The 24,722-nt window shown below is 33.4% G+C and carries 27 protein-coding genes and 1 riboswitch; of the genes, 14 read left to right on the top strand and 13 right to left on the bottom strand.

Annotated features, from left to right (window positions below; all coding sequences use genetic code 11):
• Positions 1-13: 13 nt before the first annotated feature.
• The 6 genes from AC4FQ5_RS11905 to AC4FQ5_RS11880 form a co-directional block, all read right to left on the bottom strand.
• Positions 14-1,774: an AMP-dependent synthetase/ligase gene (locus AC4FQ5_RS11905; RefSeq protein ID WP_491143556.1), complete on the bottom strand. Its 1,761-nt coding sequence runs from the start codon at positions 1,772-1,774 to the stop codon at positions 14-16.
• Positions 1,774-2,790 carry an NAD-dependent epimerase/dehydratase family protein gene (locus AC4FQ5_RS11900; protein ID WP_491143554.1) on the bottom strand — a complete coding sequence of 339 codons (1,017 nt, stop codon included), beginning with the start codon at positions 2,788-2,790 and terminating at the stop codon, positions 1,774-1,776. Before AC4FQ5_RS11900 ends, AC4FQ5_RS11905 begins: the two co-directional genes overlap by 1 nt.
• A 197-nt stretch (positions 2,791-2,987) precedes the next feature.
• Positions 2,988-3,785, bottom strand: coding sequence for an alpha/beta fold hydrolase (locus AC4FQ5_RS11895; RefSeq protein ID WP_491143552.1), 798 nt, complete (start codon positions 3,783-3,785; stop codon positions 2,988-2,990).
• Between the two features lie 6 nt (positions 3,786-3,791).
• Positions 3,792-4,196, bottom strand: a complete 405-nt coding sequence (locus AC4FQ5_RS11890; RefSeq protein ID WP_491143551.1) for a DUF6559 family protein — start codon at positions 4,194-4,196, stop codon at positions 3,792-3,794.
• A gap of 8 nt (positions 4,197-4,204) precedes the next feature.
• Positions 4,205-4,924 (bottom strand): pyridoxine 5'-phosphate synthase, encoded by a 720-nt coding sequence (locus AC4FQ5_RS11885; protein WP_491143549.1) that lies wholly within the window; start codon positions 4,922-4,924, stop codon positions 4,205-4,207.
• A 90-nt stretch (positions 4,925-5,014) separates the two neighbouring features.
• Positions 5,015-6,277 carry a mechanosensitive ion channel family protein gene (locus tag AC4FQ5_RS11880; RefSeq protein ID WP_491143547.1) on the bottom strand — a complete coding sequence of 421 codons (1,263 nt, stop codon included), beginning with the start codon at positions 6,275-6,277 and terminating at the stop codon, positions 5,015-5,017.
• Positions 6,278-6,440: 163 nt separating this feature from the next.
• On the opposite strand from AC4FQ5_RS11880, the gene AC4FQ5_RS11875 reads away from it, so the two are divergent.
• The 3 genes from AC4FQ5_RS11875 to AC4FQ5_RS11865 all read left to right on the top strand — a co-directional run bounded on the left by AC4FQ5_RS11875 (position 6,441) and on the right by AC4FQ5_RS11865 (position 8,674).
• Positions 6,441-7,619: a peptidase associated/transthyretin-like domain-containing protein gene (locus AC4FQ5_RS11875; protein ID WP_491143546.1), complete on the top strand. Its 1,179-nt coding sequence runs from the start codon at positions 6,441-6,443 to the stop codon at positions 7,617-7,619.
• A gap of 72 nt (positions 7,620-7,691) precedes the next feature.
• Positions 7,692-8,186 carry a DUF456 domain-containing protein gene (locus AC4FQ5_RS11870; RefSeq protein WP_491143545.1) on the top strand — a complete coding sequence of 165 codons (495 nt, stop codon included), beginning with the start codon at positions 7,692-7,694 and terminating at the stop codon, positions 8,184-8,186.
• 5 nt (positions 8,187-8,191) lie between these two features.
• A complete protein-coding gene (locus tag AC4FQ5_RS11865; RefSeq protein ID WP_491143543.1) occupies positions 8,192-8,674 on the top strand; it encodes a hypothetical protein in 483 nt (160 codons plus the stop codon).
• Here AC4FQ5_RS11865 and AC4FQ5_RS11860 read toward each other — a convergent pair.
• The 4 genes from AC4FQ5_RS11860 to AC4FQ5_RS11845 are packed head-to-tail and all read right to left on the bottom strand — an operon-like array spanning position 8,661 to position 11,896.
• On the bottom strand, positions 8,661-9,302 hold the full coding sequence (locus AC4FQ5_RS11860; RefSeq protein WP_491143541.1) for a uracil-DNA glycosylase: 642 nt from the start codon (positions 9,300-9,302) through the stop codon (positions 8,661-8,663). The two genes, AC4FQ5_RS11865 and AC4FQ5_RS11860, sit on opposite strands and share 14 nt — an antisense overlap.
• 17 nt (positions 9,303-9,319) lie before the next feature.
• Complete coding sequence (locus AC4FQ5_RS11855) at positions 9,320-10,666, bottom strand: hypothetical protein (RefSeq protein WP_491143540.1); 1,347 nt, start codon at positions 10,664-10,666, stop codon at positions 9,320-9,322.
• A gap of 50 nt (positions 10,667-10,716) precedes the next feature.
• Positions 10,717-11,220, bottom strand: coding sequence for a GNAT family N-acetyltransferase (locus tag AC4FQ5_RS11850; RefSeq protein WP_491143538.1), 504 nt, complete (start codon positions 11,218-11,220; stop codon positions 10,717-10,719).
• A 10-nt stretch (positions 11,221-11,230) separates the two neighbouring features.
• Positions 11,231-11,896, bottom strand: coding sequence for a toxin-antitoxin system YwqK family antitoxin (locus AC4FQ5_RS11845; RefSeq protein WP_491143536.1), 666 nt, complete (start codon positions 11,894-11,896; stop codon positions 11,231-11,233).
• 73 nt (positions 11,897-11,969) lie between these two features.
• Between AC4FQ5_RS11845 and AC4FQ5_RS11840 the strand changes: the two genes are divergently transcribed.
• Both AC4FQ5_RS11840 and AC4FQ5_RS11835 read left to right on the top strand, forming a co-directional pair.
• The gene (locus AC4FQ5_RS11840; protein WP_491143534.1) at positions 11,970-14,117 is read left to right on the top strand and encodes an endonuclease MutS2; all 2,148 of its coding nucleotides are present in this window, start codon (positions 11,970-11,972) and stop codon (positions 14,115-14,117) included.
• 8 nt (positions 14,118-14,125) lie between these two features.
• Positions 14,126-14,614, top strand: coding sequence for a YcxB family protein (locus AC4FQ5_RS11835; RefSeq protein WP_491143532.1), 489 nt, complete (start codon positions 14,126-14,128; stop codon positions 14,612-14,614).
• 40 nt (positions 14,615-14,654) lie between these two features.
• Here the strand turns inward: AC4FQ5_RS11835 and AC4FQ5_RS11830 are convergent, their stop codons facing one another.
• The gene (locus AC4FQ5_RS11830; protein WP_491143530.1) at positions 14,655-15,746 is read right to left on the bottom strand and encodes a GEVED domain-containing protein; all 1,092 of its coding nucleotides are present in this window, start codon (positions 15,744-15,746) and stop codon (positions 14,655-14,657) included.
• Between the two features lie 388 nt (positions 15,747-16,134).
• On the opposite strand from AC4FQ5_RS11830, the gene AC4FQ5_RS11825 reads away from it, so the two are divergent.
• The 3 genes from AC4FQ5_RS11825 to AC4FQ5_RS11815 all read left to right on the top strand — a co-directional run bounded on the left by AC4FQ5_RS11825 (position 16,135) and on the right by AC4FQ5_RS11815 (position 18,348).
• Positions 16,135-16,797: an ATP-binding cassette domain-containing protein gene (locus tag AC4FQ5_RS11825; RefSeq protein ID WP_491143528.1), complete on the top strand. Its 663-nt coding sequence runs from the start codon at positions 16,135-16,137 to the stop codon at positions 16,795-16,797.
• Positions 16,798-16,829: 32 nt separating this feature from the next.
• Entirely contained in the window at positions 16,830-17,627 is a 798-nt protein-coding gene (locus tag AC4FQ5_RS11820; RefSeq protein ID WP_491143526.1) for a hypothetical protein, read from the top strand.
• A gap of 41 nt (positions 17,628-17,668) precedes the next feature.
• Positions 17,669-17,853, top strand: a riboswitch (cobalamin riboswitch).
• A 111-nt stretch (positions 17,854-17,964) separates the two neighbouring features.
• On the top strand, positions 17,965-18,348 hold the full coding sequence (locus AC4FQ5_RS11815; protein ID WP_491143525.1) for an acyl-CoA thioesterase: 384 nt from the start codon (positions 17,965-17,967) through the stop codon (positions 18,346-18,348).
• A 72-nt stretch (positions 18,349-18,420) separates the two neighbouring features.
• Here AC4FQ5_RS11815 and AC4FQ5_RS11810 read toward each other — a convergent pair whose 3' ends face one another.
• Both AC4FQ5_RS11810 and AC4FQ5_RS11805 read right to left on the bottom strand, forming a co-directional pair.
• Entirely contained in the window at positions 18,421-18,654 is a 234-nt protein-coding gene (locus AC4FQ5_RS11810) for a hypothetical protein (protein WP_491143523.1), read from the bottom strand.
• 69 nt (positions 18,655-18,723) lie between these two features.
• Complete coding sequence (locus AC4FQ5_RS11805) at positions 18,724-19,314, bottom strand: HD domain-containing protein (protein WP_491143522.1); 591 nt, start codon at positions 19,312-19,314, stop codon at positions 18,724-18,726.
• A gap of 257 nt (positions 19,315-19,571) precedes the next feature.
• On the opposite strand from AC4FQ5_RS11805, the gene AC4FQ5_RS11800 reads away from it, so the two are divergent.
• The 6 genes from AC4FQ5_RS11800 to AC4FQ5_RS11775 all read left to right on the top strand — a co-directional run bounded on the left by AC4FQ5_RS11800 (position 19,572) and on the right by AC4FQ5_RS11775 (position 24,721).
• Positions 19,572-19,901 (top strand): PadR family transcriptional regulator, encoded by a 330-nt coding sequence (locus AC4FQ5_RS11800; RefSeq protein WP_047442550.1) that lies wholly within the window; start codon positions 19,572-19,574, stop codon positions 19,899-19,901.
• Positions 19,902-19,914: 13 nt separating this feature from the next.
• The gene (locus AC4FQ5_RS11795; protein WP_491143520.1) at positions 19,915-21,630 is read left to right on the top strand and encodes a PspC domain-containing protein; all 1,716 of its coding nucleotides are present in this window, start codon (positions 19,915-19,917) and stop codon (positions 21,628-21,630) included.
• 301 nt (positions 21,631-21,931) lie between these two features.
• Complete coding sequence (locus tag AC4FQ5_RS11790; RefSeq protein ID WP_491143518.1) at positions 21,932-22,525, top strand: 1-acyl-sn-glycerol-3-phosphate acyltransferase; 594 nt, start codon at positions 21,932-21,934, stop codon at positions 22,523-22,525.
• Between the two features lie 69 nt (positions 22,526-22,594).
• Positions 22,595-23,029 (top strand): PaaI family thioesterase, encoded by a 435-nt coding sequence (locus tag AC4FQ5_RS11785; RefSeq protein WP_491143516.1) that lies wholly within the window; start codon positions 22,595-22,597, stop codon positions 23,027-23,029.
• 112 nt (positions 23,030-23,141) lie between these two features.
• Complete coding sequence (locus AC4FQ5_RS11780; protein WP_491143514.1) at positions 23,142-23,597, top strand: protease complex subunit PrcB family protein; 456 nt, start codon at positions 23,142-23,144, stop codon at positions 23,595-23,597.
• 62 nt (positions 23,598-23,659) lie between these two features.
• Positions 23,660-24,721 carry a hypothetical protein gene (locus tag AC4FQ5_RS11775; RefSeq protein WP_491143513.1) on the top strand — a complete coding sequence of 354 codons (1,062 nt, stop codon included), beginning with the start codon at positions 23,660-23,662 and terminating at the stop codon, positions 24,719-24,721.
• The last annotated feature ends 1 nt before the right edge of the window (position 24,722 follow it).

Raw genomic sequence — 24,722 nt, 5'->3', positions numbered from 1 at the left:
AATTTAAAAATATCTAATACATTTTTTCAATTAAATCAGCATATTTTTTCAGCACTACGTTTCTTTTTACTTTCAGTGTAGGAGTGATTTCTCCGCTGCTGATTTCAAATTCTGAAGGCATTAGAGTAAACTTTTTTACTTTTTCAAAATCTGAAAGTTCGTGCTGCAATTCTTTAATTTTATCTTTATAAAAATCGATGATTTCTTTATTTTGAACTAATTCATCACGATTGGCAGACGAGATATTGTTCTTTTTTGCATAATCTTCCAAAAACTCAAAATTTGGAACAATCAATGCTGAAACAAACTGTCTTCCTTCCGCAATCAAAACAATCTGCTGAATAAAATTGTTATTGGTCAGAATATTCTCAATCTGTTGTGGAGCAATATATTTTCCGTTTGAAGTTTTCATCAGATCTTTGATACGGTCTGTGATAAACAAGTTTCCGTTTTCGTCGATTTGTCCTGCATCTCCGGTTTTGAACCAGCCATCTTCCGTGAAAACTTTTGCCGTTTCTTCAGGCTTATTATAGTATCCTTTCATAATACCGTTTCCTTTTGCCAGAATTTCGTCATTTTCTCCGATACGAATTTCAACTCCGGGCAGAGGTTTTCCGCAACTTCCATGTTCAAAATGAGTAAAAGGAAAAGCCGTCAAAGTCGCCGTAGTTTCTGTCAAACCATAACCGACTGTGATATGAAGTCCCATTGCTTCAAACAATTGTGTTACATCAGGCGAAACAGAAGCGCCACCGCAAGGCATGAACCAAAGTCTTCCACCCATTTTCTGTTTTACTTTATTAAAAACTAAAGCATTGGCAACAGAATGTTTTAGCATCAATCCGAAAGGAACTGATTTTTCAGCTCTTCTCAATTCGGCGGTCTGTTTTCCGACTTCAAGAGCCCAATCGAAGATTTTTTTCTTGAATGATGAACCTTCTTTGGCTTTTTCTAAAACTCCGGCATACACTTTTTGGAAAAATCTCGGAACAGCGCACATCATCGTTGGTTTCACTTCTTCCAGAGTTGCAGCAATATCTTTCGGATCTTCAAGGAAATACACTTTTGCACCGCCGTAAAGACAAAGCAAACTCCAGCATCTTTCGAAAACGTGAGTCAGAGGTAAAAACGCTAATGATAGTTCCTCCTCGAAATTTTTAAACTTAAAATATTCAAAATGAGCATCAAAAGATTTAATAAAATTTCCGTGAGTTAACATAACACCTTTTGGGGTCCCGGTAGTTCCTGAAGTATAAATAATGGTTGCTAAATCGTCAAATTCTTTTTTGACAATCTCCAGTTTCGGAGAAGTTTTAGCAATAAAATCTTCTAAATAAAAAGTATGTTCTTTTTTTACCCAAACTGCTTTTTTAGAAACAATAATAGTCTGCAGGCTGTTTTCTTTTTGTACAATTTCAAAACACGCATCATACTGCGCCTGATTTCCGACCAGAATAATTTTGGATTGAGAATCGTTGATGATATATTCTGCCTGTTCAGCATTGTTGGTAGAATAAATAGGAACTGTAATCGCTCCGATCGACATTACTGCCAAATCAAAAATCATCCATTCTGCAGAATTGTCTGCATAGATGGCGACTTTGTCATTTTCTTCAACACCATTATTTTTTAATGCGTTTGCTGTTTTAAAAATAATTTCACTGAATTTTTTCCAACTCAATTCTTTCCAGCCTTCTTTCTTTTTGAAGCCTACTGCTGATTTGAAAGAATATTTTTCTGCATTTTTACTGATAATTGCTTCTGCAAGATTCATTATAATTGATTCAGCTTTTTGTCATTAATATAATTGTCGAGATGGAAATCTACACTTTTCTGAACCGGAATAAAATCATAGTTCAGGGTATCTTTCACTTTCTGATTTGAAATAATACTGGAAGAAGTCACCGATTCAATATTGGTTCTTGTTGCCATTTTTAATTGCGGAATCAGCCAACCCAAAAATATGTTGAGCCATCTTCCGATATTTAATAGAGATCGAGAAAGAATCTTCACATCTTTTAAACCTAATTTTCTTCTGATCTGATTTCCGATTTCTGCGTATTCTTTACTTTCAGAAATAAGAATAAACCGTTCTCCGAATTTATCTTTTTCCATCAAATCGATGGCGATTTTTGCAACGTCACGAACATCTACATAAGCTGATCCTCCTGAAAACGTAAAACTGTTTTTTTCAAAAGTCGAAAAAAGTTCACCGCTACTCTGTTTCCAGTTTCCTGTTCCTACAATCATTCCCGGATTGATGATGATGGTATTTAAACCTTCGGCGGAAGCTCTCCAGACTTCCATTTCAGAAAGATGTTTTGAAATTGCGTAAGCAGAATGTTCTGTTTTAGGATTGAAATCTGATTCTTCATCCAATTCTCCTTTTTCATTAAAACCATCCAAAACCGCAATCGAACTTACATGAAGAAACTTCTGAACACTTGAGTTTTCGCACGCAAATAAAAGATTTTCTGTGCCTTTGATATTGGTGTGATACATTTCTTTTTCATCCTTTGGGTGAAAACTTACTTTGGCAGCACAATGATAAACTTCAGTAACTCCGTTTAAGGCGTTTTGCAATGAATGGATATCGTCAAAATCAACATTTACCCATTCAATTTTATTGAAAAAATCTACAGGGTTTTCTGTATAAAACTGATAAGAATGTTTCACTTCATCAATATCACTTGCAGGTCTTTTTGCAGCACGCACCGTTCTCCCTTTTTTCAAAAGTTCCAAAACGATGACCCTGCCTAAAATTCCTGTTGCTCCTGTTACAAAAACCATGAATTTATTTTGTGCTTGATTAGTAAATTACAAATTCCTGCAAATTTGCAAATTTTATGTGACTATTTGATTGAATTTGTATGATATAATTAATTAATTTTAACACAAAGATCACTAAGATTTTTTTTGAACTACTAACTGTTTTTAAGTTCGCAAAGGTGTTTCACTTAACTAAGAACACAAAGTTTTAATTTTATTTAATTTAAACTTAAAAAATCCCTCACCACTTCACTGAATTCTACAGGATTATCTGCCTGAACCCAATGTGCAGCATTTTTCACCTTTACAATCTGAGCTTTCGGAAATTGCTGTTTGATCGCAAATGTGTCTTGTGGTAAAATATAATTTGATTTTTCACCTGCAATAAATAAAGTTTCACCTTCAAAAACACCAAATTTAATCGCATTTGAAACAAACTGATTGTATTTTTCTGAAAGTGTTTTCAAATTGAATCTCCAATTAAGTTTCTTTGTATCACCAATTTCTTCCCAATACAAATTTTTAGCTAAAAACTGAATGGTTGATTTTTCAGGAATGTACTGAGTAAGAACTACTTCCACTTCATTTCTTGATTTAACCGTTTCGAAATCAACTGTTTCAAGAGCTTTTATAATCCCCTGATGATGTGGAGGATATGCTTTTGGACCAATATCAACAACGATCAGTTTCTCAACTTTTTCCGGATAGCTCAATGCAAACTGCATTACCGCTTTTCCGCCTAAAGAATGTCCCAAAACATGAGCTTTTTCAATGCCATAATGATCCATGTAATTAGCAATATCATTCGCCAGATCGTCATGCGACATATTTTCAGAATGAAAACTTCTTCCATGATTTCTAAGATCAATCAAATGAACCGGCAAAAACTCGCCCAGTTCTTTCCCGAAACTCCCCCAATTATCAAGCATTCCAAACAAACCGTGAAATACTAAAAGCGGTGTTGACGATAAATTTTCGCCGAATATTTTTGAATGTAATATATTATTATTTTCCATTATTTATTAATCTAAAAATGATGAGAAAAAATCTCCGATAGCTCCGAAGATTTCACCTAAATCTAACCAGGATGAGTCTATATTAATGTCTGAATCTGAAAATTCCAAAAAACTAAAATCAAAATTATTTCCTGAAATACCTTCCAACATGGTTTGCTTCATTTCTACATAATCACAAACTTCGCCTTCGCTTCTGTGATAAGCATCAAAATCTTTATGTGAAGAAAATACAGACATGCTCCAACAAGAAAAATCTATTCCAGAAGTACCCCACGAGGTTTTTTGATTGGCTTTTTTTATTTCTTCCGGCTTGTAGAAATCTTTTTTGCCATAATCATTTACGAGAACAGTTCCGACATCTTTGATGTACTGTTTTTTATTGTCCGGTAAAGGTGTGCAAAATTCTTTCATCTAAAAAATTACCATTTTGCCAGTCGCTTCAAATACGCCTGAACTGTGTTTTCCATGCCCATGTACAAAGCTTCAGAAACCAAAGCATGACCAATCGAAACTTCCAGCAGATTTGGAATATTATCTGCGAAATATTTTAAATTTTCTGAACTTAAATCGTGACCTGCATTGATCCCCAAACCAAATTCGTTGGCAACGACAGCAGTTTCGTAATAAGGCTTAATTGCCTGTTCTTTATTGATCGTATAATTTTTTGCGTAAGCTTCAGTATACAGTTCTATTCTGTCAGCACCTGTTTTGAAAGCATACTCTACCAATGTGGGAGTCGGGTCAAGAAAAACAGAAGTTCTGATTCCTGCATTTTTAAATTCAGCAATGATTTCTTTCAAAAAATCAAAGTGCTTTTTGGTGTCCCACCCTGCATTTGAAGTGATTGCATCATCGGCATCCGGAACTAAAGTTACCTGCTCGGGTTTTACTTCCAAAACCATATCGATAAAATCTCTGTGCGGATTTCCTTCAATATTGAATTCTGTGGTCACCAAAGGTTTCAGATCGTAAACGTCTTTTCTGGTGATGTGTCGTTCATCGGGTCTTGGATGAATGGTAATTCCGTGTGCTCCGAATTCCTGAATTTTGATTGCAGCTTCAGTAACGCTCGGTGTTTCTCCGCCTCTTGCATTTCTGATCGTAGCAATTTTATTAATGTTTACGCTTAGTTTTGTCATTTTTGATAGATGTTAGATAAAAGATTTCAGATATCAGATTTAAAATGATTTAAACTAATACTTAATCTATAATCTTATTTATTTTAAAATTTATTTCGGCAAACCGATTTGCATAATCTGAAGATCAAATTCTTTGGATGCGACTAAAAGGTGATCAAAAATATCTGCCTGAATCTGCTCAAATTTTTCCCATTTTGAGTCGTTTGCAAAACAATACACTTCCATCGGCAGACCTTGAGTGGTAATTTCGAGCTGGCGAACCATGATCGGACTTTCTTTATCAATTTCGGGATCGTTTTCAAGATATTTCTGTGTGTAATATCTAAAGACACCAATATTCGTCAACTGTCTTCCGTTAATGATTTTATCTTTATGCTCTATTTTTTCTTTTTCTAAATTGATTTCCGATGTTTTTTCGTTCAGATAATCTTCAATCAAATTAATATCTTTCAGTTTCTCAATCTCTTCAACATTTAAAAACTTAAATGAATTGATATTAAAAAAGATTGATTTTTTAATTCTTCTCGTGTTGGATTCTGACATTACCTGAAGATTCTTGATCTCCGTAGTCAGCAAATCGTAAGTAGGAATTGACGAAATTGTTTTATCAAAATTAGTGATTTTCGTAGTCAGAAGATTGATCTCCATAATATTCCCTTCAATATTGTATTTTGGAATTCCGATCCAGTCACCGACTTTCAAACTTCGTGAAGTTGCTACGTGAAGACCTGTGACAAAACCCAAAATTGTATCTCTGAAAACCAATACCAAGACTGCTGTGATTGCTCCCAAACTTCCCAGAATGGTACCGCCTTTTATACCAAATACAGTACAAATCCCTATAACGGTCAGAATAAAAATACCAAAAATTTTCACCGATTCAGAAATAGCATTGAGAGCCATTATTTTATAAAAATCCTGCTTGATCACAAAATAATTTCTGAATGTATTTAATACCCTAAACAGCATTCCTGCAATCACAAAGATGATTGACAGATTCACAATCACTTCCAATAACGTAAAACTTTTGGGGTGTCTGTAAAATACGGAAAAAAGAGCCGAACCAGCGAATGCTAAAGCCGATAAATGAACTATTGAATTGGTAATTCTTGATTGATAAATCGATTTGAAAACAGGATATTTTTCTTTATCAAAAAATCTCTTGAATATAAGATTTACCAAAAGCTTGAAAACAAAATCAAGCGTGTAAATAAGTCCAGCCAAAAAGATAAACTTAAGTAAAATCTGAACGGTAAGAACAAGGTCAGAGTAAACATTATCTTTAACAAAATAATGAATCTGATCGCTTATGTTCTGCAAAAAGTCTTTTGTATCTTTTAACTCGTCTTTCATTATAGCAAATTTAATAAAATTAGAATCAGCAAAACCTTTACCACAACAAATTTCAACAACTATTTTCTAAAATCATTACAAATTCAACAAATTAAAATGAAAATTTAGATACATTTAATAATAAATTCATTAATTTAGTAGTCTAAACCATAAAACTATTATTATGAGAAAACTTAATTTTCTTTTCATTTTCATCCTATTATTATCCTTGGGAGCTTGTCGCTCCGAATCTGAAACTCCTGCCGAGATTACTTCGGAAACAGTGATGAAAACCGGAAAATTGTCCGGAAAAGTAATGTCACAAAACGGAAGCAAGCCCATTGGAGGTGCCTCTGTTTTTACATTTGACGAAAAGTATAAAATTTACCACACGTTATCAGATTCTGACGGTAATTTTATTTTGGAAGCTCCTGTTGGTACACATACGGTCTACATTCAGACAGGAAATGGAAGCAATTTCCGTACAGAAATTTCCGCAACGATTAAAGACAACGAAACAGTCAGCCTCAATGCAAATCAGACAAAACTGAATCAGGTTGCCAAGATTGCCTATGTAAAAGGCTCGTACGATAAAATTGAAGATATCATTCAAAACTTAGGATATACCGCAACCGAAATCACCAATGCTGATCTTGCAAATATCAATACTCTCGCACAGTATGACATTGTTTTCCTTAACTGCGGTTCCCGAAACTATACTGCTAACCAGGCACTTTACCCGGTTATCGATGCGAATCTAGCAATTTTCGTAGCCAATGGCGGAAGTATTTATGCATCAGACTGGGATGTTGCTTATCTTGTCGGAGGAACCAATAATACAAACAACTGCGGACTTGCCGGAGGGTTTGTTCCCGATTCAAAATTATGCTCAAAAAACACCGGTTCTGCCGGTCTGCTTGCAGCAAGTGTAAACAATGCAGGTCTTACTGCTGCACTTGGCTTTAGTTCTTTAAATATTGATTATGATTTGGGAGCATGGCAAAAAATCATTACTTACGATCCTGCCTATTGGGAAGTTTTAGTAAAAGATGCCACAACCAATGATGCATTGATGCTCAGAACCAATCAATTTACTGCCACAGGAGTTCCGACTACGCCAATCGGGAATGCACCCAATACAAATTTCACAACAGTTTGTATTACACTTCCCGGAAATATCCAGATCAGCATTTCTGTTCCTACCGTTGCAGTACCTTATTTAGTAGCTTTAGGAGCGACAGTAGGTCCGTGTTCTGGTGCATCAGGAAGTGGTTATATTTACTACACTACTTTTCATAATCACGCTTCGGGAAACATTGGTAATGCCGGAGTAATTTTGCAATACGTGATTGTTAATCTTTAGAAAATCGGCTTGAAAATTGATACTTACCAAAAGTGGCTTTTCGAAGTCACTTTTTTTATTAAAAACTAATTTATGGATCATACTTTAATCTCAATCATCAGTATTATTTTACTTGTCTTAGGAATATTAGGAACTTTTTTACCCGTATTGCCCGGACTGGTTTTGAGTCTTGGAGGACTTTTAATTTATAAATACGGAACAGATTCAGATATGTCGATGATTTACATTTGGGCATTTGTCTTTCTTACACTGGCTTCTGTAGTTTTAAATTATGTAATTCCCGCAAAAACCAATAAAAAATATGGCGGAACAAATTGGGGAAGTATAGGATCAATCATCGGAACTTTCGTAGGAATTTTTCTGCCAATTCCGCTAGGATTTTTGGTAGGAATGTTTGCCGGAGTTTTCATTGGTGAACTTCTGCATGACAGCAAAGACATGAATAAGGCATTGCGCTCTACAAAAGGGGCATTTATAGGATTTATTTACGGTACAGGATTTAGCCTTGTTGTAGGTTTGGCAATGTTATTTGTTGTAGTTTTGGATCTGACGACTAATTTAATTTAAAAGATATGTTTTACAAAATTATAATTCCGTGCTTTGCTTTATTGATGTTAGCAAGCTGCAATGCTCAAAAAGAAACAAAAAGTGCTGAAAAAGTGGCTGCAAAAAACAACAAGAATGTGGAAGGAAAAATCATTTATTTTACTGAAGGAGAAAATAAATTTCTCGGCGAATACCAAATGAATGTCACTTTTAAAAATATTGCTGAAGACAGCCGATGCCCGGAAGGCGTCACTTGTGTTTGGGAGGGAGCAGCTGTTGCCAATATTGAATTTATGGGAACAACGACGAGACCGATAACAATACCATTAGCAACAACAGAAAATGCGGGAAGAAATTATCACAAATCAACCTTTTTTAACGGATATACAATTTCTCTTATTGAAGTAAATCCTGCTCCTGCAGCCGGAGAAGGAGCAAAATCATTGAGCGGAAAGTATAGAATTGGAATCGTCATTGCAAAAGGCGGAAAAGATTCTACCACGAGATAGGTTTCTTGTTTTTTGAAATTAAATATTCATTAATTTTTGAGAAAGGTTTGCTTCCAAAAAATCCTCTGTGAACAGAAAACGGCGATGGATGTGCCGATTTTAATATAAAATGCTTAGCCGGATCAATGAGTTCGGCTTTTTTTTGTGCAAAAGCGCCCCATAATACGAAAACCACATTTTCTTTTTTGTCTGAAATTTCTTTAATAATATAATTGGTAAACGTTTCCCAGCCGAGATCTTTGTGAGAATTCGGTGAATGTGCACGAACCGTTAAGGTTGCATTTAATAATAAAACGCCTTGTTTTCCCCAATCGTCCAGTTCTTTTGAAGTTCTTTCAATTCCGAGATCACTTTTCAGTTCGATAAAAATATTTTTCAGCGATGGCGGTGCAGTCACCTGCTCGGAAACCGAAAAGCACAGACCATTTGCCTGAAAGTCATTATGATAAGGATCTTGCCCGATAATCACAACTTCAACCTCATCAAAAGGCGTAATCTCCAATGCTCTGAAAATCTGTTTTTTTGGCGGGAAAACTTTTGTAGTTGCGTATTCCTGTTTTACTTTTTCCCAAAGATTAGTAAAGTAAGGTGTGCTTTTTATTGGGGCTAAAATTTCTGTCCAGGTCATCTGATTAGTTTTGAATATTATTTCTTTAAAATGAGGATCTTAAAATAGTTTTGAACTTCCTCTAAAGAATTATAGTTTGAATTATTTAAATTTATTAATTTAATCAGAAATATTCTAGCAATATCCTTAAATATTAACATTGATTTTACATCAATCGGAATTTCAATTCTATTGTGAATATATTTATCCCTTACTTTATAAATGTCATTTACTTGACTAGCAATCTCATCATTAAAATTATTTATCAAATTCGGTAATATATTATTTTTTAAAAAAGCAAGTCCCTTACCTTTGGGATTACTCTTAGGAATAATAATTCTTTCAAAAAAGGAGATTAGTAAAACTATCCTATTATGAAAATTTTTTGTTGAATTAATATTTCCAAATTCATTGATTAATGATTCAATTTCAAAATATAATTCATTGTTTTTTTTATTTTGAAGAAATTGTGAAACAATTTTTAAACCATAACTATTTAATTCTTTCAATTTTTGTTTATCCATTTCAACTGGAATAGTTTCATTACCAACATCTATTATTGTATAAAAGTCTTTTGTTGTATTAGAATATGAAAAATATTCACTGATCTCATCATTGATCATAAAATCTATATTAAATAAATTTGTTTTAGTCAAAGATTCTATACTTAAAAATATTTTCAAGGTATTTATAGAAAGTTCTACTTCATTTTTTGCTAATAATGCAGCTTTGTCTTTTACTGCATTAACAGTAGTTGTAATTAAAACTCTATTACAAAATTTATCAAAAAAAGAATAAAAAATTTTATTATCATCTTTATCTGATTTTTCATTATTTAAATTCGTTTCTTCTAATTTTTCCTCAAAAAAACTTTTATCAATTGAAGTAAACTCACAATTTCCCACAACAAAATTCTCTTCTATAAGTAGGTCTGTTACTTTAAAATAAAAATTATATTCAGCTTTTTCATTTTCTACTTCAAATAAAATGAATTCATATAAATCACTTTTTATTTGTTTTTCTATATAGAAATTAATTAGCCATTGAAATATCTTTTTTTCTAAAAACTTAAAATCTGAATTTTCAGAAATAAAATTATCTAAAAGTAATTCTTCAGCAATCATTTTTAGATATAAGTAATTCTCGTGATTTAATCCAATTTCCTTACCATTAAGTATTGTGCGTATAGAAATTATATTTTCAAGAACATCATGATTGTAAATGATAACGTCTTTAACTTCTGCTAAATCAAATACATTAACACGTTGAGGCTGACCAATCATCTCTTTTTCAGTAGTAGATAGAATATCATCACCTATAAAATCCTTAAAATATAATAACTTAACAAGTTTAAGTGAATCCTCATTTATTTTTTGGATATTCATTAATTATTTTTTTTTAGGTTTCGAAGTTAAAGAAATAACAAAACTAAACCTTATTTCTTCAAACTAAAAACCAAATTCTCCGGAAAACCCTCATCAATTCTCCCCTCTTGCAAAACAAAATCGTGTTTAAGAAGAAGTCTTTTTGAATTTTCATTAAATTTATTGGTAAAAGCTAAAATCTCCAGCAAATTTAATTCATTAAAACCAAAATTTAAAACTGCAGTCAATGCTTCAGACATGATTCCTTTTCGGTGATGATCGGGCAATAATTCATATCCGACTTCCGCTTCTGTCCGGTCTTCAGAAAAATTCCAGAGACAGATGGTTCCGATGAGATTTTGTTGATTATTGTATGTGATTCCCCAATAGACAGATTCATTATTCTGAATTCTTTTTTTGATCGTTAAAATAAAATCCAACGCATCATAATTTGTTTTTGGTGGAATTCTTTTCACAAATTTATTGACAACTTCATTGCTTCGGATCTTTAAAATGTCCTCGGCGTGGCTTTCATCAATAGGTTTTAAGATCAATCTTTCGGTTTCTAGTTTCATATTATTTTTACTAACCACCAATTGGCAGTAAATCTTCAAATGTACTTAGCAATTTTCCGGTTTTACTATCCAAATGAATTGTTTTTTCAATCATCTCACACCCTTCCTTACTACTCTTATGAGGAAAACTTATTAACCAAATATTATTAGTTGGCGAAATAAATTTTCTAATCTGTGTTCTTACTCCATATTTCTTTTTATCGAGCGGAATTCTATTTCTTTTACAGTAATCCAGAACCATTTTATAATTAAAAATCCAGTCTTCATCTGTATTTTCTATCAAGATAAGTTTTCCATTCTCATTATAATAATACCATTGACCAAGTTTAAATCCAAACCAACAATAGACACCTTTCGTTTTCAATATATTATTTGGATAAAACTCTTTATAGACTCCAAACAATGGATTTAAAGAATAATCGTATCCTGAAAAAGATGAACCTTTATGTGATCTACTGTAAGAAATCAAGTTATCACCCATCTTGTTATTAACAATAAATTCATTTTCTCTGTACGTAAAATATATTTTGTCTTTCCTATTTTTCTTCACCTCTTTTGAAAATATATCAACATCAAACTTTTCTGATTTCATATTTACGGAAGGTATTATGTTCTTCTTTTGGGCATTAAAATTAATTAAAGCTAAAAACAATAAAATACATTTTAGATTTTTCATTATTTTTTTTAATAAAAACATCGTATGTTGCTCAAAGATACATAATATTCAAATTTCTCACTAAATTTGCAATGTGTATATAAATAAAGAAGATTTAAACGAATTAGAGTTTCCGCAATTGCTCGCGGAAATTGCTCCTTTTGCATATTCTCCGAAAACGAGAGAAAAAATCCTTGAGCTTCGTCCGATGAAAATTGATGAGGCTGAACTTTCGTTGAAAAAAACATCAGAATATCTGTCGAGTTTTGAAAGTTCAAATGCGATCCCGTTTGATGAGTACGAAGATATTGAGAGCGAACTGAAACTGATGCTGATCGAGAATTACCGTCTTGAAAACTCAGCTTTCATCAAAATAAAAACGCTTACCGAACAGATAGGAAAACTTCAGAAGTTTTTCCCGACCATGCCCGATACTTTTCCAAACCTGATGCAGGATGCTTCTGCTTTGGAATATAAAAAAGAAATCATTGATAAAGTTGATAAGGTTTTTAACCGTTTTGGCGAAGTAAAAAGTGAAGCTTCCCCAATTCTGAAAACCTTAAGAGCCGAAATTCAGGTGTCGAAAAAAGCGATTCAGGAAAATTTTAACAGAGTTTTATTCAACTACAGTCAGAGTGATTTTCTGGATGACATCCGTGAAAGTATCATCGAAGACCAAAGAGTTTTAGCGGTAAAATCTGCGTATAAAAAACGGGTTCCGGGAAGAGTTTTAGGACTTTCAAAAACAGGTTCGATTACTTTTATTCAGCCGGACAGCGTTGTGAAGCATTACTTTAAACTTCGTGATGATCAGGAAGAAGAAAAGAAAGAAATCGACAAAATCCTGAGACAGCTTACTTCAGAGTTAGCGGTTTTCCAGCCGCAGCTTTGGAGATATCAGATTTATATTTTTGATTTGGATTTAACGAGAGCTAAAGCAAAATTTGGTGAGTTAGTCAATGGTATTTTGCCTAAAATCAACCGTCATAAAACTTTAAAGCTGAAAGATGCTTATCATCCATTACTATGGCTGAGAAATAAAGCAGAAAATAAAACGATTTTCCCGCAAACATTAAGCTTGACGGAGCATAACAGAATCATCTGTATTTCCGGACCGAATGCGGGTGGAAAATCAATTACTTTGAAAACCGTAGGATTGCTTCAACTGATGATTCAGAGCGGAATTCTGATTCCTGCACATCCAAAATCTGAAATGTTTTTCTTTGACAAAATCATGACCGATATTGGAGACAACCAGTCTATTGAAAACCATCTTTCGACCTACTCTTCAAGATTAAAGAAAATGGGCGGAATCATTCGTGAATCTGATCCGGAAACACTTTTACTGATCGATGAGTTCGGAACAGGATCAGATCCTGAACTGGGTGGAGCCTTAGCCGAAAGTTTCCTTGAGTTTTTCTATGATAAAAAGAGTTTTGCAATCATTACCACGCATTACACCAACATCAAACTGGTTGTAGAACAGCTTCCGAATGCTACAAATGCGGCAATGCTTTTTGACGAAGAAACTCTGGAGCCAATGTACAAACTGGAGGTCGGGCAAGCCGGAAGCTCATTCACCTTTGAAGTTGCGGAAAAGAATAAAATCCCAAGATTTATCATTCATTCTGCGAAGAAAAAAGTGGAGCATGATATCGTTAACTTAGATAAAACCATCGTCAAACTTCAGCAGGAAAAATATGAAGTTGAAAAACTGAAAACCGATCTTGCCGAAAGAAAAGGTTCTGTGGAAGATAAACGTGACAATCTTCAGAAACTGAACGAGCAGCTTCAGCAAAAACTATTCAACTTCCAGAAACTGTATGAAGACGAGCACCGTAAACTTCAGTTCGGGACAAAAATTGAAGGTTTTATTGATAGTTATGTAAAAGGAAAATCACGAAAAGATGTAGTGAAAGATTTTGTGAAGATTCTTGAGCAGGAAAAATTCAGAAAAACCGGAGCAGATAAAGATGAGAGTAAACGTCTTCAGATTGTCAAAAGAAAAATCACTCAGCAGCTTAAAAAAGAAGATGTCATTGAAAAAATAAGCGAAACCAACGAAAAAATTGAGGAAAAACGTAAGACCGACCGTGCTGTGTGGATGAAAATCGGACAACGTGTAAGAATTACCGGAAGTACAAGTGTCGGAACGATAGAAACGATTTCTAAAAATAAAGTGACTGTAAACTACGGAAGCTTCAAAACCGTGATCAGTTCTGATGAATTGGAAAGGATTTAAATTTAATAATGATTATTAAAACTCATATAACTTTTAAAGATTTTTTAAATTTCAATATTAAAAATTCATTTCCAAGAATAATTATTTTCTCTTTAATTCTATTGTTATTTTTGGGTTTGAATTTCTTTAATACCGAAGATGATGCACAGGAAATCTTCAAATCTGCTATGATCTGGTTTCCGGCTATCATTCTCTTTATAATAGTTCGTTCTTATTTCCGTTTGAAAAATACATTTTACTCTAACAAGAAGATTCAGGAAGAAATCATTTATACTTTTACCAAAGAAAAGATTGAGGCAAAAGGAGAAACTTTCGACGGAGATTTTAGCTGGAATACTGTTTTTAAAGTCAGAGAAAATAAAGATTGGTTTTTGATTTATCAAAGTGCACAAACGATGAATATGATCCAAAAAGCAAAAATGGATAAAGATCAAATTTCAGAACTCAGAAAAATAATTACTGAGAACGGAGTCAAAGCAAAACTTAGAAAAGATTAATTATAAAAAAAGAGAGTGTTATAAGCACTCTCTTTTTGTTTTATTTTTTAATAAATTTTAATCGATTTTCTTTTGTCTTATCTCTAATTTGAATAAAGTAAATTCCTTTCAAAAGCCGACGAACATCTACTTGCTGATTTTTAGTTTTGCCTAAATTAACTTTTTGTCCGGCTGCATTATAAATTTCAAAATCCGTTTCTGAAGATATTCCTGAAATATTTAAAATATCTGAAACAGGATTTGGATAGATGTTGATTTCTTTGTTTTTTTCTGTTTCAGTAATAGAAAGATTAGCAGTTGGCAATATATAAACTCCATAATCTTCAACTTCTCCATATGTAAAAGTACCACAAACAGAACTTGTATATGTTTCACTGATGATCACCCTCATTGCTACAGCACAACTTGTTCCTGTCTGAAAAGCTGATGTAGGAACTGTAAATGATGATAAAGCAGTCTGTGAAGTTGTAGAATTGGAAGACAGCATCATTTCTCCGGCCTGAAAAATTCCGTCAGCATTAAAATCAATCCAGGCTCTCACAGATACTGCACTTGGAGTTGCGAACCATGATTTAGAAACAGAAATTTGATTGTTAACACTCCCCACAAGCAATTGAACTTTTCGGTTGGGATCAGGACGGTAATCTGTATAATTTGAAGTTCCTGAATTACTCACCATGGGCGAAAATCCTATCGGAGTAACTGTCACATTAGAAATATAAGCTACATTTGAATTTGTAGATGCAGAAGTACAATAATCCAGATAGGTGTTGAATATCAAAGGATTTGACCATGTTCCCGTTACATTGTTACATATTTTTACCACCTGAACTTCGTAAGCCGTGCAAGACATCAAGCCTGCAAAATTATAAAAAGTCTGCCCTGCAGGAATAACTGTGATTACCAACCAAGATGAAGAACCAACCGGTCTTATTCTCACCATGTTGTTGGGTGTATTTGGATCTGCCGTCCAACTAACTGTTCCTGATGTTAACGTTACATTCCCCATCTGAACATTTGTCGGAGCAAGTGTATCGCAGAAAAATCCGTTTTTTTTCTCAGTTTTATTGTTTGCGTGATAGAATGTAATTCCTGAAAAGATCAAGAATAAAAAAAGTAGTTTTTTTGTCATGTGTCATGATTTATTGTTATTTGTCTAAAATTAATATTAAATTATCAAATATTCGCCAAATCGGGTCTAAATAATCCAATACAAGTGATAAATAATATTCTTACTTTTGAAAAATGCTGACCGATCTTAAAATTTTATGGATCTTTTACAGAAAACTACTGATTCCGTCAGTTTTATTTTCTGTATTACTTGCCTTTCAATTAGGTTTTAGTTTTGAAAGTATAGGATTGTGCTTTGTTCTATTTCTTCCGTTGTCTCATTTTTTTATTTATGAATTAAGATTTAAAAACGAATATCTATTCTACGCTAATTTTGGGTTTTCGAGATTGTTTTTGTGGATTTTCACTTTGTCTTTTGGTTTAATTATAAAAACCATTACCCTTTTTTTATGAGTACACTTCACATTGACAGCATCACAAAATCATTTGGTGAAAAGAAAATTTTGCAAGATGTTTACATTGGTTGCGAAACAGGTAAAATCTTAGGAATTCTTGGAAGAAACGGTTCGGGAAAATCAACACTCTTTCAAATAATTTTCGGAACTATGAAGGGTGAAACTCAATATGTGAAATTTAATCATATTATTTTAAGAAATCAATCTGACCGCAATAACAGGATTTCATATTTACCACAATATTCTTTTTTACCTAAAAATATTAAAATTAAGAAGCTTATCGCATTATTTTGTGATGATGAAAACTCCGCAAAACTTTTGAATTCAGAATTATTAAAACCTTTCATCAATGAAATTCCCCGAAATCTTTCCGGTGGCGAGCTTAGACTTTTAGAAGTTTTATTAATCATTTATTCAAAAGCAGAATTCATTTTATTGGATGAGCCTTTTCACAGTCTTTCACCAAAATTTGTCGCTGAAATAAAGAACAGCATCAGAGAAGAGTCAAAAAATAAGGGTTTCATCATTTCAGATCACCAATATCAAGATGTTTTGGACGTTTCAGAAAGTATTTATCTGCTTTCAGACACCCATTTAAAACCAATAAAAGATTTAACAGAATTGAAAAGGTATAATTATCTTCCGAAAAACATTTAATTTATATCTTTGAACTATAAATATTCTTTATAATGACTTTCATCAACAAAGCGATTTATTTATCGGTATTCAGTATTTTTTCTTTTTCGTTACTTTTTGCACAAAGTAAAGTGCCTTTCGGAGTTGTAAAAGCGACTGAAGGTTACGCAATGGTGCGTGTTCATAAAGAAGATTACCGAAAAATCGTAGACAAAATCCGAATGAAAAAAGGTGACGTTTTTGTTTATGTAAAACCCGCTCCCGGCGAAACCGACTGGATCTGGATCAAATATCCTGAAAAAGATGAAATCGAAAAACCATTTGTAAGATATGACAGTTTAACGAAAGAAGGTATGGTAAATAAAGACCGTATCGCTTTTATCGACCAGCTTCCACAATACACTCCTACAAAGTCTAAAAACGGGAAGTCAATCATTTTTACAGACAATAACAATCCTAAAATTCCTACTGCACAAAGAAGCAAGGTTGTCATTGACATTTATCCGTCAAATGCGAGCTACCGTAAGCAGGAAAAAGATGCAGACGGAAATATCAAAACCATTGATAAAGTAAAACCGTGGGGAATTGATAAAGAATTGCCACAAGGAATGACAGAAATCAAATCGATCAGGGTACAGCAACCCGGAAGAGGTTCTGTTTTTGTGAGAGAAGCCATTAAAAATATGTTCCAGCCCACCATGGATTTTGAAAACATCGGAGTAACTTCTATCGACGACGATCATATCTTTCTTTATATGATCAATGGTTCCGGAGCAAACAGATACACTTCGCTTTGGACAATCAGGGAGGGAAAAGTAATCAGCCAGATTATTTTAAAAAATCCCGAATAATTCATCTATTTATCATTATTTTTGCATCCGGAAAGTTATTAGTTAACTTTTCAGAAATTGGTTCTGCCTAACCGCAGATGAAAAGGGAATCGTGTGAAAATCACGAGCTGTCGCGCAACTGTATAGTAACCAAAGTCTTTATTAACAATCCACTGTGCAAAAAATCGCATGGGAAGGAAATTAAGATGTTACAAGTCAGGAGACCTGCCATTTTCTACAGACAAAAACTTTCGCGATTTGAAGTTTGTTGATCTCATAGCTTACTCAGGAATTTCTTGTTCCTGATTTGTCTGTTTGCTTCAATATATTTCATTTTCGCTTTAATTAATAATGAAATATGAATACAGAAGAGAGAATTGATGCTTCCGAAACCCGAATCTTTAAAGCGGTTTTTCCAAACACTACCAATCATTACGACACCCTTTTTGGTGGAACGGCAATGCAGCTGATGGATGAAGTTGCATTTATTACAGCGACTCGTTTTGCGAGAAAAAGAGTGGTAACGGTAAGCAGCGATAAAATCGATTTTAAAAAACCAATTCCAGCAGGAACAATTGTTGAGCTGATCGGAAAAGTAGCACACGTCGGTAAAACGAGTATGAAAGTGAATGTAGAAATATACACCGAGCAAATGTATTCTTACGAAAGAGAAAAAGCTATTGTGGGTGATTTCACATTTGTAGCAATTGATGAATTTAAGAAACCAATTCAAATATTATAAATTCAGGCAGGTTTCGGCGGGCTTTGCCCGCCGAAACCTTATTTAAAAAAATTAAAATTTATCTAATAAAAATTAGATATCATCTGAAATTTCCAGCCGGATATCAATAGGGATCGTAGTGATGATCAGAATATTATTTTCTTCTTCCCGCATTTCTACGTCGGCATCAGAAAAGCTGCCGTCTGGATTTTTTTTCTTAACGTTAATATCTTTTACATTCAAAAATTTCTTAGGGATCAGAAGTGTATAGTTATTTTCACTTTGATGATAGTTCAGCTCTTCTCTGCTGTAATCTTTTGTCTGCATAATTTTTTGAAGACATACAACAATCTGTACACCAAAGTTTTAGTCTTAGCCGAATTTTTATGAAAAAACTTATCTCAAAACCTTCTCAGTTTCAAGATTTTTGATCATTAAAAATTGGAAAGCCTCTCCCATTTCATCAGAAGCTCTGCTGATTGCATTTTCGAGCATATTCCTTACCTGTTTTTCGGTTACGGCAGCTTCTGTCCAGCTTTTTCCTGAGGTGTGAGAATTGAGAATGAAAGGCATTATTCTGTCGATAGCACAGGCAAAAATTGCATCAGGAGTTTGCTCTTCCTCAAATTCGAGCCAGAGATTAAAAAACTCTGAACGAATAGGCTCGTCTAAAATTCCGAATATATTTTGGGCAGAAATTTTTTCTCTTTCAAATTTCCCAACCATTGCGGCTTCGTCAAAAAGAAAGGTATCTCCCGCTTCAATTTCAACCAAATCATGAATTGAAAGCATTCTGATGACTCTCAGCAAATCAATATCTGCTCTGTTTTTAGCATAGGGAAAAAGGATCTGAGCCAAAATTATAATCTGCCATGAATGCTCGGCCGTATTTTCTCTTCTGGTGTCGTCGGCATTGTAATTTCTTCTTTGCACGTTTTTTAAAGCGTCAATTGCGACGATAAAATCAATTTCTTTTTGAATTTTCATACTTCAAAAATAAGAATTATCATGAAAATCTTGGTTTCAAGAATAAGAATAGAATAAAAATAAATTATTTAAAAATATGAATTAAAATTTATTAGTTTGATTATCAGATATTTAAATAATTGTTTAAAATAATTTCACTACTTTGTATTGCATATTACCATTTTAATTACATATCTTTGTAATGTAGAATCAGAGAAAGTTTAACTAGCTAGAGACAGAAACTGATTTGATATAACTAATTAACAAACTTAATAAAGATGAATACTGAAAATACCAAAGCGCAAATGCGAAAAGGGATTCTGGAATTCTGTATTTTAAGCCTCATCAACAATCGCGAAATGTACGTTTCTGATTTAATAGATGAACTGAAAAAAGGAAAACTGGATGTAGTGGAAGGAACCCTCTATCCTCTTTTAACCCGATTGAAAAACGGAGAATTTCTCTCTTACAGATGGGAAGAATCTACGGGAGGACCGCCAAGAAAATACTACCAAATCACAGAAAAAGGCAAAACTTTTCTAGCTGAACTGCAAAATACCTGGAAAGAACTGACAGATTCTGTAAACCAAATCACTCAAAAAATTTAAAAAAACAAAAGCTATGAACAAGACACTCTCAATAGGACTCGCAGGTTTTTCTTTCACCATAGAAGAACACGCATATATAAAGCTCAGCGATTATCTGAATGCACTGAGAAGCTCACTGGAAGCTTCTGAAGCAGATGAGGTAATGCACGACATAGAAATCAGAATGGTTGAGATCTTCAGAGATTCTTTAGGAAAACGCGAAGTAATCAACGATACAGATGTAGAAAGAGTAATCGCTCAAATCGGTTCCCCTGAAAAAATCGAAGAACAGGAAGAAGCTTATTATTCTGAAAAGAATGCAAAAAGAGACAGCTCAGGAACTCACTATACTGATAAGAGACAACTTTTCCGTGATCCTGAAAGACAAAAGATTGCAGGAGTTTGTGCAGGTTTAGCAGCATATTCCGGGATGGAAATTACCTGGATGAGACTAATCTGGATTGGTGCATTTATATTTCTTTGGGTAGCTCCGGGATCATCTTTTCTCGTAATTATTTTATACTTTATCCTTTGGGCAGTTTTACCAAAAGCAGAAACAGCCTCAGACTTTTTGAAAATGAAGGGAAAGCCTTTAAATTTTGACAATCTGAAAGAAGAATCGAGCAAAATTGTACAGTTTGCCAATGAAACAACAACAAGAGCGGGAGAAATTTATATAGAAAGCAAGCCTCATATTAACAATGCAGGAAGTGGAATCTGGAATATTTTGAAATATTTAATTGGTGGACTGTTTGCATTTTTTGCAGTCGGAAGTATCATCGGAGTATTTGTTTTATTCGGTCTTTTCGGAATAGATTCAGATTTCCCTGGTGCTAATGAGATGAAGTTCTATTTTGACGACGACGGGTTGTATACAGTTTTGACTGCGCTTATTATTATAGGATCATTAATTCCTGCAATATTATTCAGTTTGCTAAGCATTAAAATTTTCTCTCCAAAAACTAAACTGAGAAATATCGGCTGGGTAATCGGAGTTCTTTTTCTGGCGGTAATTGCTTTAGGTACTTATTTCGGAGTTAGTATGGCAAAAAGAGAAATGTTTTTAAAAGGACAGAAAGAAGATACGGAAGAAGTTGCCATCAATACCTTATCAGACACCATTTATGTTGACATGAAAAGTGTAGTAATTCCTCAAAACTTCACAGCATACGACGATGATTTATTTTCAGATAAGATTTCAGTTTATGAAAAAGACTGGATTCATGTTGATGTAACAAGAAAAGCAGATATTAAAACACCTTATTTAATTATTAAAAAAGAAGCGAAAGGATACAACATTCCGCTTAATGCAATTGTTCCCGTAGAAATCGTTGGTAATAAAGTGATTCTTCCGAATTATATCAAATATCCTTACGATCACCGTTTCAGAGATTACAGTATTGATTACGAACTGGTAATTCCTCAAAATGCAGTGGTAATTCCTCTAAAGAAGGACTCAATGAATTTTGACGGAGATACCGATGGAAACGGAATCAACGATAATGAAGAAGAAGACAATGATGATGAGAACGGAAATATTCAGATCGAAAAAAACAAGATCACAATCAACGGTTCTACTATCGAATACAATGAAAATGATAAAGACAGCGTAATTATCAACGGAAAGAAATATCCTAAAAATCAGGCAGACAAAATCATGGATACAATGAAGATGGATATTGATAAAATGAAAGACGTAGATATCAAAATAAAGGACGGCAAAAAAGAATTTTCTATCAAAACCAAATAATTAAACTTGAGAGAGTGGCGGAAGGTGTGGATGAATAGCAACAGTTTGAAACCCACACTCTTCTACTCTCAAAAAAACTATAAATTCTTCATTAATTAGTGGTTTATATATTAAAATTATCTTATCTTCGTAAAAAATTAACCAACACAAAAAAACAATAATCATGGTACAATTAGTTTTAGAAATCGCAATAAAAATCGCAGATTTAATCAGCGGATTATTTTAAGAGCCATAATATTTCAATATATTTGTAAAGTATAACCATTGTTTGGTTATACTTTTTTGTTTTAAATTTAAATTCATGAAAAAGCTGATTGGCAAATTACTTTTAAAAATGCTTGGTTGGAAGGTTGTGTTACAGGGCGATGTCAACAGCCTCAACCGTTGTATTCTGGTTGTAGCACCCCATACGCACAATATGGAATATCTTCTGGGAAACCTTGCCTATTGGACTTTAGGAAAACCTCTGAAAATCATCATCAAAGATGCTCATACGAAAGCTTGGTATGGTTCTGTTGTGAGAGGTTTGGGAGGAATTGGTATCGACAGAAGTCAGAAAAATGATCTGATCAATTTTGTGGCAAATGAATTTAAAAAAGATGATTTCAGTCTTGTGATTACTCCTGAAGGTACCAGAAGCTGGGTTCCGAAGTGGAGAAAAGGGTTTTATCATATGGCTTTAGCCGCAAAAGTTCCTATCGTTTTAGCAGCCGGAGATTTCAAAAGAAACATTGTTTACCTTGGTTATACGATTCCTTATGAGAGAATAGCATCGGCTTCATTTCTTGAAATTATGGAAGAAATTCAGAATTATTATATTAAATATGATATTGGTCCGAAAATTCCTTCTAACTGGAATCCTAATATCATAGGAAATGATGAAGTTAGAAGTTAGAAGTTAGAAGTTAGAAGTTAGAAGTTAGAAGCAAAATTACTTATTACCAATTATTTATTACTCATAAAAATGTATACAGAAGGCAAAACAAAAGAAGAGATATTAGAATTCATCAACAATTGGGGTGAAGAAACTTTTGCAAAAACCCTTGATATACAATTCATCGATATTGATCTTGAGAATGAAACATTGACCGCAACGATGCCGGTTTCACCAAAAATTCATCAACCATTCGGAATTATGCACGGCGGAGCAAGTTGTGTTTTAGCAGAAACAATGGGTTCCAGCCTTTCTAATATTTTTATTGACGGAAGCAAATATTTCGGAGTAGGAACAAATATCAATTCAAATCACCTGAGAAGTAAAAAAGACGGAACCGTAACTGCTGTCGCAAGATTTATCCGAAAAGGAAAGACCATGCACGTTTCTGAAATTGAAATACGTGACGAAAAAGGTCAGTTGATCAATCATACAACCATGACGAATAATATTATTAACAGATAATATTTAAAGTAAAAATACTGAAGGCTCAAATTATTTGAGTCTTTTTTTATATACTTGCTGCAACCTTTTGAGTTTTTTTCATCTTATAATTGTAACCAAAAAATTATCAATTATGAAAAATTACCTACTCCTGTTTTTTTGTTCGGTTTTCTTTATCTTCAACTCGTGCAGTGATAATGAAAACAACATTGAGTATAAAACTCCAATAGCTACGCAGCCAATCGGCAAAGGGAACCTTTCGGGAAACTATGTTTCACAGCAAAATACAGTGATTACAAACACTACACAGTGGAATGCTTTTCTTAATACTTTAGACTCTGTTAATAATATTTCGGGTGGTTTTACAGAAACCAATATCGACTTTACTCAGTTTATGGTTATTGCTGTATTTGATGAAGTTTTCCCAAATGGCGGACATTCTATTGACATAATTACCGTAGATGAGAATCCGCAAAGCATCGTGGTAGATCTTGAAAAGCTTCTGACAGGAAACGCAACTTCTGTTGTTACCCAACCCTATCATATTGTGAAAATACCAAAAAGTACAAAACCTGTTTTATTTCAATAGACCAACTGCAACCTTTTTATTTTTTTGCATCTTATTAATATAAACTTTTAAACAAAAAACTTATGAAAAAACTACTTCTACCTTTTCTTTTATTGATCCTATCAATCTTCAACTCTTGCAGCAATGACTCCGATATAAGTGAGAGCGCAGAAAAAAATACGGCTCAATCTTATGATGTGTATGTTGCAGGTCGGGAAAACAGCAAAGCCTGCTTTTGGAAAAACAATGTAAAAACTGATCTTACCAACGGTGATAATTTACTTCCGATAGAGATTAAGGTTGAGAACAACAATGTTTATGTGACAGGAAGCATGGGTATCAATCCTGTATCATACAAATCAATCCAGTATTTTTGGAAAGATAATGTAAAGACTGAAATCAAGCAATATCTGAATATTCAAAATAATGTACAGCACGATATAACAGGCTTTGCTGTAAACAATGGAGACATCTATTTTGCCGGCTACGTAGAAAACCCAATCCCTGCAAGCTCGTTAGAACGATATGAGCTTTGTTACTGGAAAAACGGTGTGAAAACTTTGCTTCGAAAAGGTCAGTTTATTCCATCTGCTGAAGGTATTTTTATCAATGGTTCAGATATTTATGTTTCTGCTTTGGTTGTAGATAATAATCAAAACATTGACAGAGGATATTTTAAAAATACAACGTACAATTCACTGAATAATCCTGATTATGTTTTTAATTTTGCAAAAAACAACAACGGATTACATATTCTCCATAAGAAAAACTCTAAATATTATTCTAAAAACATCAATACAAACACAGAAACATTAATTGGTGATTACACAGCATCACTTCCTTTTTACGGAAAAATTGTCTCAGACAAATCGACAAACGATTTATATACGACATATTATGACAACGGAATGAGCTATTTTAAAAACAACTTGGTCATTAATCCAGCGTTTTCATCTTTGCCTTTTATTCAGGATTTGTTTGTTCTTAACAATGACATCTACATGATAAAATATAATACACAAAATAGTACCTACAACGGAAAAGTGTTTATCAATGGTGTAGAATCTCAAAATATAAACGGTGTGCAAAACGGAACGATAAATTATACTGCAACTTTCAACTCTATCTATGTAGTAGAAAACTAAA

The sequence above is a fragment of the Chryseobacterium sp. DT-167 genome, from assembly GCF_058310155.1.
Note: the sequence above shows the minus strand (reverse complement) of the source record. Positions and strands in the feature narration are given on the sequence as shown.